This is a genomic window from Desulfoprunum sp., from assembly GCF_053613775.1.
The window spans coordinates 17,502-35,031 of sequence record NZ_JBSHXH010000004.1; the positions used below are offsets into that span (position 1 = coordinate 17,502).

General features: G+C 53.5%; 22 protein-coding genes and 1 pseudogene. 13 read left to right on the forward strand and 10 right to left on the reverse strand.

The genetic code is table 11. The features are described from left to right. Positions 1–142 precede the first annotated feature (142 nt). Positions 143–583 carry a type II secretion system protein gene (locus ACWGKN_RS04070; protein ID WP_452094737.1) on the reverse strand — a complete coding sequence of 147 codons (441 nt, stop codon included), beginning with the start codon at positions 581–583 and terminating at the stop codon, positions 143–145. A gap of 1,067 nt (positions 584–1,650) precedes the next feature. Between ACWGKN_RS04070 and ACWGKN_RS04075 the strand changes: the two genes are divergently transcribed. The 3 genes from ACWGKN_RS04075 (at position 1,651) to ACWGKN_RS04085 (ending at position 4,004) form a co-directional block, all read left to right on the forward strand. Continuing rightward, positions 1,651–3,150, forward strand: coding sequence for a sensor histidine kinase (locus ACWGKN_RS04075; RefSeq protein WP_452094738.1), 1,500 nt, complete (start codon positions 1,651–1,653; stop codon positions 3,148–3,150). Positions 3,151–3,404: 254 nt separating this feature from the next. Next, a complete protein-coding gene (locus ACWGKN_RS04080; protein ID WP_452095314.1) occupies positions 3,405–3,710 on the forward strand; it encodes a type II toxin-antitoxin system RelE/ParE family toxin in 306 nt (101 codons plus the stop codon). Between the two features lie 3 nt (positions 3,711–3,713). Beyond that, positions 3,714–4,004: an addiction module antidote protein gene (locus tag ACWGKN_RS04085; protein WP_424254303.1), complete on the forward strand. Its 291-nt coding sequence runs from the start codon at positions 3,714–3,716 to the stop codon at positions 4,002–4,004. A gap of 542 nt (positions 4,005–4,546) precedes the next feature. On the opposite strand, the pseudogene ACWGKN_RS04090 reads toward ACWGKN_RS04085, so the two are convergent. Together ACWGKN_RS04090 and ACWGKN_RS04095 are read right to left on the reverse strand one after the other, a co-directional pair. Continuing rightward, a pseudogene (locus ACWGKN_RS04090) lies at positions 4,547–4,672 on the reverse strand (VapC toxin family PIN domain ribonuclease); the annotation flags it as partial. Positions 4,673–4,716: 44 nt separating this feature from the next. Further along, on the reverse strand, positions 4,717–4,923 hold the full coding sequence (locus ACWGKN_RS04095; protein ID WP_035234669.1) for an AbrB/MazE/SpoVT family DNA-binding domain-containing protein: 207 nt from the start codon (positions 4,921–4,923) through the stop codon (positions 4,717–4,719). Between the two features lie 268 nt (positions 4,924–5,191). Here ACWGKN_RS04095 and ACWGKN_RS04100 point away from each other — a divergent pair, with 268 nt between their 5' ends. The 5 genes from ACWGKN_RS04100 to ACWGKN_RS04120 all read left to right on the forward strand — a co-directional run bounded on the left by ACWGKN_RS04100 (position 5,192) and on the right by ACWGKN_RS04120 (position 6,743). Further along, the gene (locus ACWGKN_RS04100) at positions 5,192–5,449 is read left to right on the forward strand and encodes an AbrB/MazE/SpoVT family DNA-binding domain-containing protein (RefSeq protein ID WP_452094739.1); all 258 of its coding nucleotides are present in this window, start codon (positions 5,192–5,194) and stop codon (positions 5,447–5,449) included. Next, positions 5,434–5,763, forward strand: a complete 330-nt coding sequence (locus ACWGKN_RS04105; RefSeq protein WP_452094740.1) for a type II toxin-antitoxin system PemK/MazF family toxin — start codon at positions 5,434–5,436, stop codon at positions 5,761–5,763. Before ACWGKN_RS04100 ends, ACWGKN_RS04105 begins: the two co-directional genes overlap by 16 nt. Before the next feature lie 113 nt (positions 5,764–5,876). Next, entirely contained in the window at positions 5,877–6,128 is a 252-nt protein-coding gene (locus ACWGKN_RS04110; protein ID WP_183347915.1) for a type II toxin-antitoxin system Phd/YefM family antitoxin, read from the forward strand. Next, positions 6,118–6,402 (forward strand): type II toxin-antitoxin system RelE family toxin, encoded by a 285-nt coding sequence (locus ACWGKN_RS04115; protein WP_452094741.1) that lies wholly within the window; start codon positions 6,118–6,120, stop codon positions 6,400–6,402. Before ACWGKN_RS04110 ends, ACWGKN_RS04115 begins: the two co-directional genes overlap by 11 nt. 11 nt (positions 6,403–6,413) lie before the next feature. Next, complete coding sequence (locus ACWGKN_RS04120; RefSeq protein WP_035233691.1) at positions 6,414–6,743, forward strand: type II toxin-antitoxin system HicB family antitoxin; 330 nt, start codon at positions 6,414–6,416, stop codon at positions 6,741–6,743. A gap of 294 nt (positions 6,744–7,037) precedes the next feature. Here ACWGKN_RS04120 and ACWGKN_RS04125 read toward each other — a convergent pair whose 3' ends face one another. Continuing rightward, positions 7,038–7,358: a HipA N-terminal domain-containing protein gene (locus ACWGKN_RS04125; protein WP_035233693.1), complete on the reverse strand. Its 321-nt coding sequence runs from the start codon at positions 7,356–7,358 to the stop codon at positions 7,038–7,040. After that, positions 7,358–7,606, reverse strand: a complete 249-nt coding sequence (locus ACWGKN_RS04130) for a helix-turn-helix domain-containing protein (protein ID WP_035233685.1) — start codon at positions 7,604–7,606, stop codon at positions 7,358–7,360. The genes ACWGKN_RS04125 and ACWGKN_RS04130 overlap by 1 nt, the downstream gene beginning before the upstream one ends. Positions 7,607–7,911: 305 nt before the next feature. Between ACWGKN_RS04130 and ACWGKN_RS04135 the strand changes: the two genes are divergently transcribed. Further along, the gene (locus tag ACWGKN_RS04135) at positions 7,912–8,118 is read left to right on the forward strand and encodes a hypothetical protein (RefSeq protein WP_452094742.1); all 207 of its coding nucleotides are present in this window, start codon (positions 7,912–7,914) and stop codon (positions 8,116–8,118) included. A 70-nt stretch (positions 8,119–8,188) separates the two neighbouring features. Next, complete coding sequence (locus ACWGKN_RS04140) at positions 8,189–9,382, forward strand: Fic family protein (RefSeq protein WP_424254295.1); 1,194 nt, start codon at positions 8,189–8,191, stop codon at positions 9,380–9,382. 138 nt (positions 9,383–9,520) lie between these two features. Here the strand turns inward: ACWGKN_RS04140 and ACWGKN_RS04145 are convergent, their stop codons facing one another. Together ACWGKN_RS04145 and ACWGKN_RS04150 are read right to left on the reverse strand one after the other, a co-directional pair. Next, positions 9,521–9,793 carry a type II toxin-antitoxin system RelE/ParE family toxin gene (locus tag ACWGKN_RS04145; protein WP_035233687.1) on the reverse strand — a complete coding sequence of 91 codons (273 nt, stop codon included), beginning with the start codon at positions 9,791–9,793 and terminating at the stop codon, positions 9,521–9,523. Next, positions 9,793–10,062: a CopG family ribbon-helix-helix protein gene (locus tag ACWGKN_RS04150; protein WP_035233689.1), complete on the reverse strand. Its 270-nt coding sequence runs from the start codon at positions 10,060–10,062 to the stop codon at positions 9,793–9,795. Before ACWGKN_RS04150 ends, ACWGKN_RS04145 begins: the two co-directional genes overlap by 1 nt. 948 nt (positions 10,063–11,010) lie before the next feature. Between ACWGKN_RS04150 and ACWGKN_RS04155 the strand changes: the two genes are divergently transcribed. Together ACWGKN_RS04155 and ACWGKN_RS04160 are read left to right on the forward strand one after the other, a co-directional pair. Further along, positions 11,011–11,226, forward strand: a complete 216-nt coding sequence (locus ACWGKN_RS04155; RefSeq protein ID WP_452094743.1) for a hypothetical protein — start codon at positions 11,011–11,013, stop codon at positions 11,224–11,226. Between the two features lie 70 nt (positions 11,227–11,296). Beyond that, a complete protein-coding gene (locus ACWGKN_RS04160) occupies positions 11,297–12,688 on the forward strand; it encodes a sigma-54-dependent transcriptional regulator (protein ID WP_452094744.1) in 1,392 nt (463 codons plus the stop codon). Positions 12,689–12,729: 41 nt separating this feature from the next. On the opposite strand, the gene ACWGKN_RS04165 is transcribed toward ACWGKN_RS04160, so the two are convergent. Continuing rightward, positions 12,730–13,761, reverse strand: a complete 1,032-nt coding sequence (locus ACWGKN_RS04165; protein ID WP_035233878.1) for an STAS-like domain-containing protein — start codon at positions 13,759–13,761, stop codon at positions 12,730–12,732. A gap of 657 nt (positions 13,762–14,418) precedes the next feature. Between ACWGKN_RS04165 and ACWGKN_RS04170 the strand changes: the two genes are divergently transcribed. Continuing rightward, complete coding sequence (locus tag ACWGKN_RS04170) at positions 14,419–14,967, forward strand: ATP-binding protein (protein WP_452094745.1); 549 nt, start codon at positions 14,419–14,421, stop codon at positions 14,965–14,967. A gap of 1,718 nt (positions 14,968–16,685) precedes the next feature. Here the strand turns inward: ACWGKN_RS04170 and ACWGKN_RS04175 are convergent. Both ACWGKN_RS04175 and ACWGKN_RS04180 read right to left on the reverse strand, forming a co-directional pair. Next, on the reverse strand, positions 16,686–17,027 hold the full coding sequence (locus ACWGKN_RS04175; RefSeq protein ID WP_035234903.1) for a type II toxin-antitoxin system HicB family antitoxin: 342 nt from the start codon (positions 17,025–17,027) through the stop codon (positions 16,686–16,688). Beyond that, positions 17,024–17,203 carry a type II toxin-antitoxin system HicA family toxin gene (locus ACWGKN_RS04180; protein ID WP_424255933.1) on the reverse strand — a complete coding sequence of 60 codons (180 nt, stop codon included), beginning with the start codon at positions 17,201–17,203 and terminating at the stop codon, positions 17,024–17,026. The genes ACWGKN_RS04175 and ACWGKN_RS04180 overlap by 4 nt, the downstream gene beginning before the upstream one ends. Between the last annotated feature and the right edge of the window lie 327 nt (positions 17,204–17,530).

The window sequence follows — 17,530 nt, forward strand, 5'->3', positions numbered from 1 at the left end:
CGCATAAAATATAATTGTATTTTTTTTTGGAAATATCAATTGAAAAATTCAGATATTTTTCCACGTTGCGGTGAATGAGACATGCTCATTGGAAAGCATTCAATGAGCATGTCTCCCTAAATTAGTTTTTTAAAATATTTTTTTACTGTCTCATAATCTTATGATAAATATTAGATGTTCCAAGCCATCCGTCTTTATACGGAGCTATAGTTACCTTCTGATTTCCCAATTGATAGTCATCTGGACAACGATCTGATCCATCGGTTACTGATATGGTGATTCCAAGATTTGGATCTCCGGTACCAAGCTTACCTGTGTTTTGATCAGTCAATGTGACGTCTAGTTGTCCGGCACTAGTGCCTATAACCGGAGTGTTTTTATGACCTGGAATTGCAAAATAATCGGCAACTGCTGCTGCAATAGCATTCGCATCAGATTCCGCGGCCGAACAATATGATTTATTCCTGTAGGCAATAAAGTTCGGGATGGCGATCGCAGCCAAAATACCAATGATGGCGATAACGATCATGAGCTCGATCAGGGTGAAACCTTTCTGGTTCCGGTTCAGTTTCTTCAATGTCATGTTCTTTCCTCCTGTAAGGATTTATAAGGTACTGCTGATGTTAGCCAACTTCCTTGCAAACTCAGGGGGTATATAGCAATGTTGATGCCAAAAGCCAAGGACCAATTCATTTTGTTGAGTTATATTTGATTTATCATGGTTTATATAGTTTGCAGGTGGTCCTGGATGGTTCTTTTCACTGGTGAAAGCAACGGCAGGGTTATCGTATATATTACTTCTGATTTCATAAATAATGTAAATTCAATAAGATGAACTGTTTTGTTGATGATTTCTCTGCGAGCACGTTGCGGAAAACCATATCGTTACCTCACCGCTTTCATTGATTCTCAGGCGTTTCTTTTGATTCATCCAAGTGCAGAAAGTGTGTGTGCTGGTTGTGTGTCGGTGACGAATTTTGTACAATGGTGACATAAAATGTCACTTCGTGGGGTGGTTGGATGATATCCGGCCACTCAAGTTCCTGCTTGAAAATAGTTCCTTCCGTCTAACCTCCTGATTTATCTTGTCCGAAGACATCCATCTATGCCACAATGAGCCTTGATTTTCGTGCAAGGGAGTGGTTTCTGGCGGGGAAAAGCAAGATTTCTCGCTTTGCTTCGAAATGACAAAGGGGGGGGCGGAATGACGGCGGGGGTGGGTGTCTTGGCCTTTGCCCTACCGGGGACGATGAGATTTCTCGCTTCGCTTCGAAATGACAGCGGGGGAGGGCGTCTTGGCTCTTGCCCTATCGGGGACAATGAGATTTCTCGCTGGCGCTTCGAAATGACAGCGGGGGGGGCGGAATGACAGCGGGGGTGGGTTCATGGCCTTTGCCCTGCCGGGAACAACGAGATTTCTCGCTTCGCTTCGAAATGACAAAAGGGGGCTCGGAATGACAGCGGGGGAGGGCGTCTTGGCCTTTGCCCTGCCGGGGACAACGAGATTTCTCGCTTCGCTTCGAAATGACAGCGGGGGTGGGGGGCTTGGCCTTTGCCCTACCGGGAATAATGAGATTTCTCGCTTCGCTTCGAAATGACAGAGGGGAAGGACGAGATTTCTCACATGATTTATAGCTCACGGTGATCCGGATGCGTTCCTCGGGGCTCAAACTCAATATATCCGCGACGATGTTCCTGTTGCTGGCATGCGCAACGGTACTCGGCGATATCGTCATCGTCCTGTTGTGGCAGCGGCAGATCGTCACCGCCGAGGTCCGCCATGCCCAGGTCGTTATCGGCCAATGGGAGAGCCTGGTCGCCGGGGGGAAAGCGCCGGTGGCGATCGAGGCGGCAGATCTGCAGCAGCTGTGCCGCGCCGTCGGTCCCTCCTGTCGCGAGGCGGCCTATGTTGGCGATCGTACGGTCGTCTACGCCGGGATGACGGCGGCACCGCCGCAACTGGCGGAGGTCATCGGCGAGGTGGTGCAGGCCAACCGCCATATCGTCCGCTTTGCCGGTGCCACCGTCGGCGGCATCTTTTTCGGTAACAAGCAGCTGCTGATCGCCTCCCCGGTGAAGGCGCAGGGGGCAGCGGCCGCGGGGCTGGGGCTGATCATCGATATCACCACCGCCTCCCACCTCGTCTTCCAGCACGGCAAGATCATCTTCGCCTGGATCCTGATCAATGTGCTGTTGCTGACGATCATCGGCCTGTCCCGGCTCGACCGTCTCATCGTCCGTCCGCTCGAGCGCCTGGTCAAGACCTCGGAATCCTATGATTATGGTGATGGCGTATCGTTCATCGGCGGCGAGGCCGGGAGTGAGTTCGGGCAGCTGTCGTTTGCCCTGAACCGGATGCTGGCCCGGATCGAAGAGGATCGGAAGAAGTTGCGCTATTCCGTGCAATCCCTGGAACAGGCCAATCTGCAGCTGGTCGGAACCCAGAAGGAGATGCTCCGGGCCGAAAAACTGGCGGCGGTTGGCCGGTTGTCGGCGGGTCTGGCGCACGAGATCGGCAATCCCATCGGCATCGTCCAGGGTTATCTGGAATTGCTTGAAAACGCCGACCTGTCGCCGGAAGATCGGCTGCAGTTCTCCCGGCGGGCGATCGCCGAGCTGCAGCGCATCGATACCCTTATCCATCAGTTGCTCGATTTTTCCCGTTCCTCGACACAGGCCCCCGAGCCGGTGGCGGTCCAGATCGTCCTCGCCGAGGTGATCGAGATGTTCGTGTCCCAGAAACGGGTCCCGGAGGTACGTTTTGTGCAGCAATGCCCCGACCGCGGCGATGTGGTCGTCGCCAATGCCGCCGACCTGCGGCAGGTGTTTCTCAACTGTCTGCTGAATGCCGCCGACAGCATCGAGGAGATGGGTGAGGGGCATCGGGGGCGGATCGTCGTCAGCTGTCGCTGCGGCCAAGGAGACAGGGCCGTGGTTCAGGTGGTGTTCGCCGATAACGGCCGGGGGATTGCCGCCGACCACCTCGAGACGGTCTTCGACCCGTTCTTTACCACCAAGGCGCCCGGGAAGGGGACGGGCCTCGGGTTGTCGGTGTCGTACTCGATCGTCGAGGCCGTCGGCGGCAGGATCTGGGCCGAAAGCTCTGGGGATGGGGCGGAGATTCATATCGAGCTGCCCGCTGAACGATAGACGATGGCTGGGAAAGCCGGCTGCTCGAAGCAAAAATGGGCATCCTCGGCAACATGAGATTTCTCGCTTCGCTTCGAAATGACAAGGAGAGAAAACGAAATGACAGCGGGGAGGGGGCTTGACCTTTGCCCTATGGGGAACAATGAGATTTCTCGCTTCGCTTCGAAATGACAGGGTTGGAGGGCTCGAAATATGACAAACGCCTGCCACATACTCAGATCGATACCCTTGACTGACTGTATTTTATAAATTACATTAATGCTCTATTCGAGATTATTCAAAGTGCCACATTTGCACGATGGTTGGGTGATCTGAAAGACCAAAAGGCCCGAATGCGCATCCATGCGAGGCTCGATCGTCTGGTTTTAGGCAATTATGGCGATGTGCATCCAATTGGAGAAGGGCTCTCTGAGTTGCGAATCCATTACGGGCCGGGTTATCGGTTATATTGCATGCAGCGTGGCATGCGGATTGTCGTAATGCTGTGCGGTGGCGATAAATCCTCACAGGAACGCGATATTGAACAGGCGAAAATCATTGCCAAAGACTGGAGAGATTAAGATATGACTGAAAAATTCACCAGATATGATACCGCCGAATATTTGAAAACCGACTCGGATATGGCGGCATATCTTGATGCCTGCCTGGAAGAAGCGGGGGACGACCCGGCTTTTATCGCCCATGCATTGGGAGTGATTGCCCGCGCCCGCGGGATGTCGCAACTGGCACGCGATGCCGGCCTGGCACGGGAGAATTTGTACAAGGCGCTTTCATCGGATGGGAACCCCGAATTCGGAACGATTCTGAAGGTGATCAAAGCTCTTGGCTTGAAACTCCACGTTCAATCGGCATAAAATATCACACTCCAGTCGTATCTGTCTGACCCGGCACAAGAACGAGCCGGTCCTGGCTTTACAGGACGCCGCCTCCAGTTCGAGGTTGACCACGGTGTGCCTGAATTTTCCGGCATATTCACCACGCAGATTGTCAGCGGGCACAGAAGGCGACATCATCTGGCACCTTGCCGGGTTCGTCGATGAGTCCCCCCTCGACCTATTCCCGCTGTCATCTCGACCTGCCCCCGCTGTCATCTCGACCTGCCCCCGCTGTCATCTCGACCGCCAGGGAGAGATCTTCTCAGGGCCGGATCTCAATGGAAAGACAAGATTTCTCGCTGCGCTTCGAAATGACAGCGGGGGCGGGAAGTGTCGGCCTGTGCCCTACCGGGAACAACGAGATTTCTCATTGTCGCTTGAATATGACAAACGCCTGTCACATACATATGTCGAGATCGACATCGGAAAAGGCGGAAAGGGAATAAACGAAATGACAGGAGGGAAAATGCAGGCCGGCAGCTGATCCGGATTGACCGGCTGCATCCGGGCCGCCTTTCCCCTTAGACAGAATGGTTTGTTTTCTCTATATACCGTACGTTTTCAAGGCCCTTGAAATGAGCATCCTGGGTCCTGACAAGAGCCCCGTGGGCTCGCGCCGTGGCCAGTATGACACTGTCGGCGAGAGGGCTATCGGCAAAGTATTCGAGCCAGCCACAGGAATCGACGAGGTTCATACCCGGTCTGACTCCCTGTCCACGCTGGTATCGATCCCCTTGAGGAACCCGCGAAAATGCTGTGGTTTTTTGAGCGGGATGAGTTCGATCCGGTCTGCATAGCGGAGCACCTGAATCCTGGCTCCGGGTTGAATGTCCATGGCCTCCCTCAGGTTACGCGGGATAACGATCTGGAACTTGGGAGAAACAGTGACTTCGTTCATGGCAGCCTCCTTCGATAAGGGTTCTATCTTATTATAGCGCAATCGATCCGACCGGACAAGGGGAGGGGCCGCTGTCATCTCGACCAGCCCCCACTGTCATCTCGACCGACAGGGAGAGATCCCTTGCCATGAAAGACGAGATTTCTCGCTGTCGTTTCGAAATGACAGGGGGGCTGGATATGACAGCCGAAGAAGTCGTTGATATTTCTCTCGGATGTTCATACAATGTAATTACAATATCCATTCGATCATGATCCGGGAGGTCAACATGAAAGCATCGATAATTCGAATCGGCAATTCACAGGGATTGCGGATACCAAAATCAATACTTGACCAGTGCGGATTTGAAGGCGAGGTTGAACTGATCGTCAAAGATCATGATCTCATAGTCAGGTCAACAAAGACACCACGCGCTGGTTGGGATGAAGCATTCAAAAAAATGGCTGAAAAGGGCGATGATGAACTGTTCAACACAGATTCACTGGTTTCGACCAATTGGGATGAGGAAGAATGGGAATGGAAGTAACACGTTTCGATGTGTTCTTGCTCAACCTTGACCCAACCATAGGCCACGAAATAAAAAAATCACGTCCATGTGTGGTGATCTCTCCGGACCAGATGAATCACCATATTTCAACTGTCATCGTTGCCCCGATGACAACCACGATCCGTAATTACCCTACCAGGGTGAACTGTGACTTTCAGAATACGAAAGGACAGGTTGTCCTGGATCAAATCAGAACCGTTGACAAAACTCGGCTGATGAAAAAATTAGGACAAGTTCAAAAGCGGACTCAGGAAAACATACTTTCCATCCTGCGGGAAATGTTTGCAGCTTAGTCCATGGCCTCCCTCGGGTTACGCGGGATCACGATCTGGACCTTGCTTCAGGCGAAAATAAAACCTATAATAAGTATACAATTGTGGTCTAGATAAAACACATGGGAGTGGTGATGGAATCGATATTGGCGAATTTCTCGGTAAGCATCTCGGAATTAAAGAAAAACCCTTCTGCCCTGATTGAACAGTCCGGCGGTGATCCCATTGCCATCCTCAATCATAACCGGCCGACGGCGTATCTGGTCCCGGCGGAGACCTACGAAGCGTTGCTTGAACAAATCGAGAATTATCAATTAGGGGTTATTGTCAACGAGCGTCAGCATGAGAAAGATTCGGCCATAGAAGTATCTTTGGATGAGCTATAAATTAAAGTTTCTGCCGACGGCGCTGAAGGAATGGAACAAGCTGGACAAGGCTATCCAGTCTCAATTCAAGAAAAAATTGCGGGAACGGCTGGAGTTTCCACATGTGCCCGGCAGTCAGCTTTCAGGTTTTAAAAACCATTACAAGATCAAGCTCAGGGCGAGCGGGTACCGGCTCGTTTATGAAGTCATCGATGAAGAAATCTATGTCCTGGTGATTGCAATCGGCAAAAGAGACAAAAACATGGTGTATAAAAAGGCCGATGACAGGAAGTAGTGTGGGGTAAAATGCCGCTAAAAAATGATCATTATACGTATCGAGTTACCTGGTCGGCCGAAGACGATGAATATGTCGGATTATGTGCCGAATTTTCGAGCTTGAGCTGGCTTGCGGAAACACCGGAATCGGCCTTGGAAGGTATACGAGAGCTCGTTGCCGATGTAATAAAGGATATGCAAGACAATGGAGAAGAAGTTCCCCAAGCCATAGCCGGTAAAAAGTACAGCGGCAAATTTGTGGTCAGGGTTCCACCTGAAGTCCACCGGAATTTAGCAATCCAGGCTGCCGAGGCAGGGGTCAGCATAAACCGCCTGGTCAGTTCTCGTCTCAGCCAATAGAATATCATCTCGACCTTCCCCCGCTGACTTCACGCAGCCGATCCCTCGCCTCCTGCATACCGGCAAAGATCGATGAAGATATTCCCTCAGGAAATCCTGGCGGAAGATCCCCGCAGACCTGATCGATCGCCCCTTCCAGCCGATCACAACATTCGGTTATTATGCGGTCCATTTCCTCGGCAGGGAAATGACATTTTCGGGCATTCTCCAGCCAATGCCTGCGGCTGATCATATCCCACCTATAGTGGCGGTTTTTGCCATGGACGGCCATCGCCATTGAAACCCGTTGCCGGTCTATTGCAGAGCGCCGACACAATCGCGCCCGATCCTGGCAAGCAGGTCAAAACATCGGCCTGAATCGGCGCCGACCCTCGCTTGCAACCGATTGCGAATAGGTTGGCTGTCCGGCAGAAGGTTGTCGAAATAATTTTCGACAACCAGCCCCGAATACGTACGACCGGCCAATGGCATCGAGAGAGAAATCGCTCTTCTGCCCGTAAAGTCGAGCCATGACCGGTCGTACTGGAAACCGAGGACACCCTGGGCGGAATTGCGCAGCCAGCCGACTAAACGGCCGTTCATCAACACCCGCAGTACAGATCGCCTGGAATGCATTACCAGTCATCCTTGTCGGCAGGCTGCAACTCAACCTTCGGCTGAACAACCACACCGACACCCAGAGCCGACAACAACCGGAACAAACTGTCGATTCGGCAGTTCGAATTGCCATTCTCCAGAAGCGATACCTTTTTCTGGTCGAGCCCGACCCTTCTGCCGAGTTCTGCCTGGGTCAACCCCTGCTGCCTGCGTAGATCCCGCAGAACAGCCCCCAAATCATTCGATGAAACGAGCAGTGTCTGCATGCCACCTCTCCATGTCGATGTGGACATAATAGTAAGTTATGTCGAAAACGCAATGAAACAATTATATGTCGAAGTCAACATTGGAAATGGCTGAGGGGGAAGAAACGAAATGACAGGAGGGAAACGCAGGCCGGCAGCTGACCCGGATTGACCGGCTGCATCCGGGCCGCCAGTCCCCCGCTGTCAACTCGACCTGCCCCCGCTGTCATTTCGACCTGCCCCCATTGTCATTTCGACCTGCCCCCATTGTCATCTCGACCGCCAGGGAGAGATCTTAAACCGGCCATGGTTGAGGGCTCACCGCCATGAAAAGACAAGATTTCTCGCTTCGCTTCGAAATGACAGGGAGAAAAAACGAAATGACAGCGGGGGGGGGTGAAACCATGCTTTTCGCCCTGCCGGGAACGTTGACAAATCCCGCCATTATCGCGACGTTCCCCCGTTGGCGCCTTGACCTTCCCCCGCTGTGCGCAACAACCGGTATTCAATCCGGCAAAAATATCTATCTATGAATTTCTACAATATTGATTTACAATGCATTAAACAAAATGAGCATCCGGCAAAATCGAATCAGGGATGAGCATGGCATACCGACAAACCATAACCTCCATGGAGCCGATGTTGCCGCCGGAAACCGAGCGGCGACTGGAGGATCTTGCCTTTGATCTGGCCACCAAGGCCAGCTCTCTGGCAAGCCAGGTTCCTCGGCAGGTCCGCCAGGGGGTCGGGGATCTGGTCCGCTCGATGAACTGCTATTACTCCAATCTGATCGAAGGCCATGACACGCACCCGCGCGACATCGACCGGGCCCTGACGCATGCCGATTACTCGCCCGACTCGGAGAAAAGGGCTCTGCAGCACGAGGCGATCGCCCATATCGAGGTGCAGCGGCTTATCGATTATCAGCACGATCTGCAGGATGAAGCAACAGGCACCGAGTATCTCCTCTGGCTGCATCGGGAGTTCTGTCAACGGATGCCGGAGGAACTGCTGTGGGTCGCGAATCCCGAGACCGGCGAACGGCAACGAGTCGTTCCCGGCCAATTGCGCCAGGGCTGGGTGCAGGTGGGCCGACACATCCCGCCGGCCGCCGAGGCCCTTCCTCTTTTTCTGAAGCGGTTCGCCGAGGTGTATACATCCCGGCGATTGTCACGGGTGCGGCAGGTGGTCGCACTGGGCGCGGCCCATCATCGGCTGCTGTGGATCCATCCTTTTTATGACGGCAACGGCCGGGTGGCTCGTCTGATGTCGCATGCCACTCTGATCCGCTGTGGAGTCGGGAGCAGCCTGTGGTCGGTGGCCAGGGGGCTGGCTCGCAACGTCCAGCAGTACAAGGGCCTGCTCATGGCTGCCGATGCGCCACGGCGTGGCGATCTCGATGGCCGCGGAGCGTTGTCGATGCAGGCCCTGGTTGAATTTTGTGATTTCTTTCTGACCATTTGCATCGATCAGGTCGAATACATGGCGGCGCTGCTTCGTCCGGATGAGCTGCTCCGGCGCATGGAACTGCACATCAAGGAAGAGGTGGCCGGCGGACGCCTGCCGAAAGGTACATTTCCGCTGCTTCGCGAAGCGCTGCTGGCGGGGGAGGTGCCGCGAGGGAGGGCAGCGGAGATTACCAGCTACGGGGAACGGATGGCCAGGAGCGTCGTTGCCGAGCTGATCCGCAAAGGCTATCTGCAATCCGAGAGCAGCCGCAAGCCGCTCATCCTGGCCTTTCCCATCGATGCAGTCGAAAGATGGTTCCCACGGTTATATCCGGCAGGGAAGGGGTGATCTAAGGTAACAGACCGAAAATGGCGGAAACCGCCGTACCCGGCGTACGCCTCTTCAAAGGGGTGGGATTGAAGATCCCAGCTCCCCGGATGACGGTGAGACATCGACATTGGGTCGAGGTTGCAAGTTGGACTTGCATTACCGTCCTTCCCGTGTGTGCCACAGGCGTAACACATAGATGGTCTCGTTCTGAATTTCATACCGTATTTCATACTGGCCCACGAGTATCCGCCGTACTTCTCTCGGCTCAAACTCGAATAATTGCTCACCGATGCGTGGATTGGCTGGCAATTGTGCCGGCGCCTTGGTCAGCGACTGCACCGTACAAGCGGCGGCCGTCTTGTTCAAAGGGGCCAGGTCGTATAACCGGGCAATGTCGGACAGCCCCTTGCCCGTCCACTTCAAATCCATCAGCGTGGTACCGGCAACGGTTCGTCACTACTCAGACTATCCGCCCAGGATTGCACGGTTTGATGGTCAATCATATGGCCTGCGTCGACATCTGCCAAGGCCTCTCGGGTCAACCGAGTGCGTTCTTCCTCCTGTTCAATCCAGGCTGACAATGCCTGCTTCATGATCCAGTTGCGTGAGCGCTCCAGTCGTGCAGCTATCTGGTCAACTTTTTCAGCCAACGAGACAGGCACGTGGGCGGTAAATACACGGGTATCGGTTTTTGCCATGGCTACATCTCCTTGCGATCAGGTCGCTGTCGATGCTGGGTTGCTGGTAATTGAATCATTTTTAATCATAGTGATTAACATTCTGAGCGTCAAGAAGATCGTCAATGTGGAGTAGATCCTGACCTTTCTCGACCTATCCCCGCTGTCATCTCGACCTACCCCCGCTGTCATCTCAACCTACCCCCGCTGTCTATCGACCTGCCCCCGCTGTCTATCGACCTGCCCCCGCTGTCTATCGACCTGCCCCCGCTGTCTATCGACCTGCCCCCGCTGTCTATCGACCTGCCCCCGCTGTCTATCGACCTGCCCCCGCTGTCTATCGACCTGCCCCCGCTGTCCTATCAACCTCCGCCACTGTCATCTTGGTCTACCCTCTCTCTGTCATCTCGACCTATCTCCGCTGTCATCTCGACCGCCAGGGAGAGATCTTAAACCGGCCATGGTTGAGGGCTCACCGCCATGAAAAGACAAGATTTCTCGCTTCGCTTCGAAATGACAGCGGGGGCGGGATGGCGGCCTTCGCCCTACCGGGAAAGACAAGATTTCTCGCTTCGCTTCGAAATGACAGCGGGGGCGGAATGGCGGCCTTCGCCCTACCGGGAAAGACAAGATTTCTCGCTTCGCTTCGAAATGACAGCGGGGACGGGATGGCGGCCTTCGCCCTACCGGGAAAGACAAGATTTCTCGCTTCGCTTCGAAATGACAGCTGGGGCGGAATCATGACCTTCGCCCTATCGGGAAGGATGAGCTTTATCGTCGGTGCTCGAAATCACAAGGCAAGTAGACGTTCATTTTCCAACAGGCCCTGATTATAATGAACTTTTGAGCAATTGAATGTGATAAGGTGAGTTACGTTAAGCTTGACAAGGTCGACTGTCTGCTCATGGATATGCACGCCACATGGGTGGAAGGATCAAAGTTGATCGCGAATTTGAAGGGAGATGCAATATGGAAACTCTGGTAGACGACAGTAAGTTGAAAGAATTACTGAAGCAGGCCATCATCGAGGTTACTGAGGAAAATAGGGAAGCGGTCCATGATATACTCATGGAAGTGATGGAAGATGCTGCCTTGATGCGTGCAATCCAGGAAGGCGAAAACTCGGGCGAAGCCGACAGAGAAGAAATTTTTGGGATACTCCGAGGGGACGAAGGTAATGCATGAACGTTGAATTTACCAAGAGTTTTGCCAAAGACCTGCGCAAGCATCGAAAATTACCGCTTCTTCCCTTGAAATGCAAACCATCGAATCCCCCCATACCCTCCTGATCATCGACGACGAGGAGAACATGCGCCACATGCTGCAGGCGATGGTCGGGCGCCATGGCTATGCCGTGGAAACGGCGGCTGACGGGGCCCAGGCCCTGGAGCTGCTGGCCGGGCGCCATTTCGATTTCATCCTCTGCGATGTGCGCATGCCGGTGATGGACGGGATCGCCTTTCTTGCCGCCGCCCGGGATTTCCTCGAGCGGACGACGGTCATCATGATGTCGGCCTACGGCAGCATCGACACCGCCATCGAGGCGATGAAGGCCGGCGCCTACGACTTCATCTCCAAGCCGTTCAAGGCCGACGAGGTCATCATGGCCCTGCGCAAGGCCGAGGAGCGCGAGGCCCTGCGCCAGGAGAATCTCCTGTTGCGGCAGGAGATCGAGGCGATGCGCGGGGCCGGAGGATTCTCCCGGATCATCACCAACAGCCCCGAGATGCAGGCCGTGCTGAAACTGGCGGCCAAGGCCGCCCGCTATGATTCGACCGTGCTGATCACCGGCGAATCGGGGACCGGCAAGGAACTGGTGGCCCGCGGCATCCATGCGGCCAGTCCGCGCCGGGATAAACCGTTCATCGCCCTCAACTGCGGCGGGATTCCCGAGAATCTGCTCGAAAGCGAGCTGTTCGGCTATCTCAAGGGGGCGTTTACCGGGGCCGATCGCAGCCGGCGGGGGCTGTTCGAGGAGGCCGAGGGGGGCACCCTGCTGCTCGATGAGATCGGCGAGCTGCCGCTCCCGCTCCAGGTCAAGCTGCTGCGCGTCCTCCAGGAACGGGAGATCCGGCCGTTGGGGTCGGGCGCCTGCCGGAAGATCGATGTCCGTATCCTCGCGGCGACGGCAAGAGACCTGGCGAGCGAGGTTCAGACCGGAAGGTTCCGGGAGGATCTCTATTTCCGCCTCAACGTCATCCATATTCTGATCCCGCCCCTGCGCCGGCGGCGGATGGATATCCCGCTGCTCTGCCGCCATTTTCTGGAAAAAGTGCGGAAGGAAATGGGGATCGAGATCAAAAGGGTCATGCCGGAGGTGATGGAGCTGTTTGATTGCTATGGTTGGCCGGGCAATGTCCGGGAACTGGAAAACATCATTCACCGGGGAGCGGTGATTGCCGAGGACCAGGCAATCAGGGTCGAACATCTGCCCCAGTATATGAAGGACAGGCGGGCGGCGGCGAGATGCCTGGACGATTTCAACGGCCTGTCGTTGAAACAGGCACAGGAAATCATGGAGGAGGAGCTGATCGTCAAGGCGCTGGACGAGACCAACGGCAACCGCGTCCAGGCCTCGAAACTGCTGGAGATCAGCTATCCGTCGCTGCTGTCGAAGATCAAGAAGTATGGGATAGAGTTGGGGTAGGGACCGCTTGCCGAACGAGAGTTGCCTGATGAATATATGTCTTAATCTCCACTCCGCAAGGCTCGAATTATCATATCTTCAACGGAACGACTTGCTTTTACGAAATAAATCTGTATGTCAGGATGTTGATTTTTAAAGACTCTGAAAACTTCGTCAGCAAAGGCTTGGCCAATTTGATCAACATTTTCAAAATCGAATATAACAATTTTAAATCTATCTATTCTCGCCAGCAGTCTCTTTGCCTGCGAGCGCGAGACAAGGCTTTCGTTCCCATATCCAGCCAAAGAAACTGGGACAACTGTTTTGTCAAAGCCATAATCATTGCCACCGGCATATTCATCAAAAATAGTTTTACTTTTTCTGGAAGAGGTGTTGGACAACTTCATAAAAACAGTAGTCCCTTCGGTTGGAGATTTACTTTCCATTATCCAATCTTCCGGCTTGTTGTATTCATGGCTGAAATAGACTCCTCCAGAAAGAATAGCGTATTCATCAAACATTCTCGAAGAAAAGAATATTCCTTCTCCAGTATGATGGTCAGGGTCTGTCGTCAGCTTCCCTTTGGAAAGCTCAAGAACGGCATGCCTCTCATCATGTAAATTGAGTAGTTTTTGTATTCTCCTGAAAATTCCTACACCGTTGTCGGTTATGACTATTTCAGAAAACGAAGGATATTTTTTAATGTTTATTATGACGTGGCTCCCCTGAGAATGATCTATCGCATTGTTTAACATCTCGGTAAAGCCATAATTCCATATATCAATAATATTATCTGGAAGAGGAGCTAGTTTTGGTTTTACATCATCGCGCCAAACTCTGTCTTCCTCAAGACCGTTTATTTTGAAAATTATCGTATCTTCAATCAATGGATGGAGCTTATAGCTTATGTTTCTTGTCTTGCCATCGGTCGTAATCGATTTTTGAGATATCAGTTTTTTCAAATGGGCATTAACAGCTTGCCGTGATATGTTAAAATTTTCAGAAGTCAACGTCACAATATCATTCGGATGGCTGTCGACGTTTTCAATAATGAATTGCCGTATCATTTCCCCTCGATTCCTGACTCCTGGCATACCGCCCTCCTATTGTCAATATTATTTGATGATATTGTAAATGTTATAGGCTGTTTTGTCAATGATATTTTTGCAACTGACTAATATATCAATCATAATTACATGCGCCAAGCAGACTTAGCAACGGCGCCGGGGCACCGAGCAGGACGATTTCATGCTGCGACCAGCAACCGCAATGAAGGGAACCAGCCTCGGCAAGACGAGATTTCTCGTTTCGCTGCCGAAATGAAAGGACAGCAGGGGAGGCATCGCGACCTTTCCCCGCTGTCATCGCGACAGCGGAGAGATCTCAAACAGGCCTGGCAGTCATCTCCCGCAGGGAAAAATTTCGGTTCCTCCGGTTGAAGCGTACTTTTCAAAAAAAGCCACCGCCATCATCGCTCACTCCATCCCATACCAGGCAGGCATCGTATGTCAATCCAGATGATGCCGACGATCAGCGCCGGCCAGAGCAGATGTTTGATGGCCGACATCAGGGCGAGGAACCGGGTGTCAGCGCCGCCGCCTGGGGGAAATCGGCCAGACCCCACCGATAATCATCATCCGGGCAAGAAGAGTTGGGACCAGATCCTGAAAAGCCTGAACTTGAGCACGGCGATCTATGGATAGATTGTAAGTCGAATTGACAATCCATGCGTTTCTTGCTATCATCCTCCCATGATACCACGAAAACTCAGTGCCAAACTCCTTGAACTTGCCCGCTATTATCCCGTCGTTGCCGTCACCGGCCCCCGGCAGGCCGGGAAAACCACGTTATGCCGGGCCACCTTTCCGGATAAACCCTATGTCTCGCTGGAATCCCTCGATTTGCGGGAGTTTGCCGCCCACGACCCGCGGGGTTTTCTGTATGAATACCGGCAGGGGGCAATCCTCGATGAGATTCAACAGGCGCCGGAGTTGGTCAGCTATCTGCAGGCCGAAGTCGACGAACGACCGGAACCGGGGCGTTTCATTCTCACCGGCTCGCAGCATCCGGCAATATCTCAGACCATCTCCCAGTCGCTAGCCGGTCGCTGTGGCATGCTCACCCTGCTGCCCCCTGATATTGATGAACTGCGGGGCTTTCCCGAGATCCCGGACGAACTGTTTACGCTGCTCTGGCAGGGCAGCTATCCACGGATCTATGACCGGAATATTCCCGCCGCCCAGTGGCTTGCCGATTATATCGCCACCTTGATAATTGGGGTCAGAGTAATTTTAAATTAATTTTGTCCCCCGTTTTCGTCATCTCGACCTCCCCTCTCTGTCATCTCGACTTTTGCCCCCGCTGTCATCTCGACCGCAAGGGAGAGATCTCATGCAGCCATTATCCGCCCCAAGAAAGGTATCCTCGGTAACACGAGATTTCTCGCTTCGCTTCGAAATGACAGCGGGGGCGGGATCATGTCCTTCGCCCTACCGGGAACGTCAAGCACTTTCATCTCGACTTGCCCCCGCTGTCGTCTCGACTTACCCCCGCTGTCGTCTCGATTTACCCCCGCTGTCATCTCGACCGCAAGGGAGAGATCTCATGCAGCCATTATCCGCCCCAAGAAAGGTATCCTCGGTAACACGAGATTTCTCGCTTCGCTTCGAAATGACAGCGGGGGGGGGATCATGTCCTTCGCCCTACCGGGAACGTCAAGCACTTTCATCTCGACTTGCCCCCGCTGTCGTCTCGACTTACCCCCGCTGTCTTACCCCCGCTGTCATCTCGACTTACCCCCGCTGTCATCTCGACCGCAAGGGAGAGATCTCATGCAGCCATTATCCGCCCCAAGAAAGGTATCCTCGGTAACACGAGATTTCTCGCTTCGCTTCGAAATGACAGCGGGGGCGGGATCATGTCCTTCGCCCTACCGGGAACGTCAAGCACTTTCATCTCGACTTGCCCCCGCTGTCGTTTCGACTTGCCCCCGCTGTCGTCTCGATTTACCCCCGCTGTCATCTCGACCGCAAGGGAGAGATCTCATGCAGCCATTATCCGCCCCAAGAAAGGTATCCTCGGTAACACGAGATTTCTCGCTTCGCTTCGAAATGACAGCGGGGGCGGGATCATGTCCTTCGCCCTACCGGGAACGTCAAGCACTTTCATCTCGACTTGCCCCCGCTGTCGTCTCGACTTACCCCCGCTGTCATCTCGACCGCAAGGGAGAGATCTCATGCAGCCATTATCCGCCCCAAGAAAGGTATCCTCGGTAACACGAGATTTCTCGCTTCGCTTCGAAATGACAGCGGGGGCGGGATCATGTCCTTCGCCCTACCGGGAACGTCAAGCACTTTCATCTCGACTTGCCCCCGCTGTCGTCTCGACTTGCCCCCGCTGTCGTCTCGACTTACCCCCGCTGTCATCTCGACTTACCCCCGCTGTCATCTCGACCGCAAGGGAGAGATCTCATGCAGCCATTATCCGCCCCAAGAAAGGTATCCTCGGTAACACGAGATTTCTCGCTTCGCTTCGAAATGACAGCGGGGGCGGGATCATGTCCTTCGCCCTACCGGGAACGTCAAGCACTTTCATCTCGACTTGCCCTCTCTGTCGTCTCGACTTGCCCCCGCTGTCGTCTCGACTTACCCCCGCTGTCATCTCGACCGCAAGGGAGAGATCTCATGCAGCCATTATCCGCCCCAAGAAAGGTATCCTCGGTAACACGAGATTTCTCGCTTCGCTTCGAAATGACAGCGGGGGCGGGATCATGTCCTTCGCCCTACCGGGAACGTCAAGCACTTTCATCTCGACTTGCCCCCGCTGTCATCTCGACTTACCCCCGCTGTCGTCTCGACTTACCCTCGCTGTCATCTCGACTTACCCCCGCTGTCGTCTCGACCTTCCCCCGCTGTCATCTCGACCAAAGGGAGAGAACTCCTGCCAGGAACAACGAGCTTTCCTGGCGGTGCTCGAAATCACAAGGTATGCAACTGGTTTCCACGATTGACTACGGATCTCACACCTGTCGTGGATGGAGCGAGCCGGCAAGTATATCGGCAATCCATTTGTTAATACTTTTCCCGGATTTAAGAGCCTCGGCCACTATCCTGCTATGAAGTTCAGGATCAAGCCGGACAAGAAACTTTCCTGAGCATGGCTTGTTCGGTTCCCGTCCCGCCTTTGCACAACTCTCCAGATAAAAATCAACCGCCTCGCCGAACGCCTTCTTCAATTCCGTCACCGATTCTCCGTGAAAACCAACGGTGTCACGGATGCCGATGATATTCCCGAAGAAGATATTGTCGTCCGGATCGAATTCGATCTTTGCGGTATATCCCTTGTAACTCATTGTGTTCATGGTTGTACTCCTGCTCTGCTCAAAAATTCCATGGCATGGCGCACCTGATACCGCTTGGCCTCTTTGCCCGGATGCGGCCGGTGGAAGTCGGCTTTTTCGTCATTTATGATAAACGAGACACGTAATCCGTGACCCTCAATCATTTCTGCGCCAAGGGCCAAAAACAAGGCTTCTATCCTGCGCTATTCAATATTCCCCGGAACAGGCAGCGAAAAGATAGCTTCCAACGTCTTCCTGTGTCCACTGTTCATGGTTAAATAGTATCAATTTGTAGTATCATCGTCAACGATCGGAATTTTGTTCCTGCATTGCCACAAACGCGCGTAGACAGTTGAACGGCAACATCTTTTTGAGTTTCCCAGCCAGCCTTTGGTAGCGAATGTTGGAGTTACGTGTTCCAAAGATGGATAAGAATACAATCGAATCTCCCTACACCCTGCTGATGGTCAAGGCCCTGCACGAGACCGGCGGCAACCGCGTCCAGGCCTCGAAACCGCCGGAGA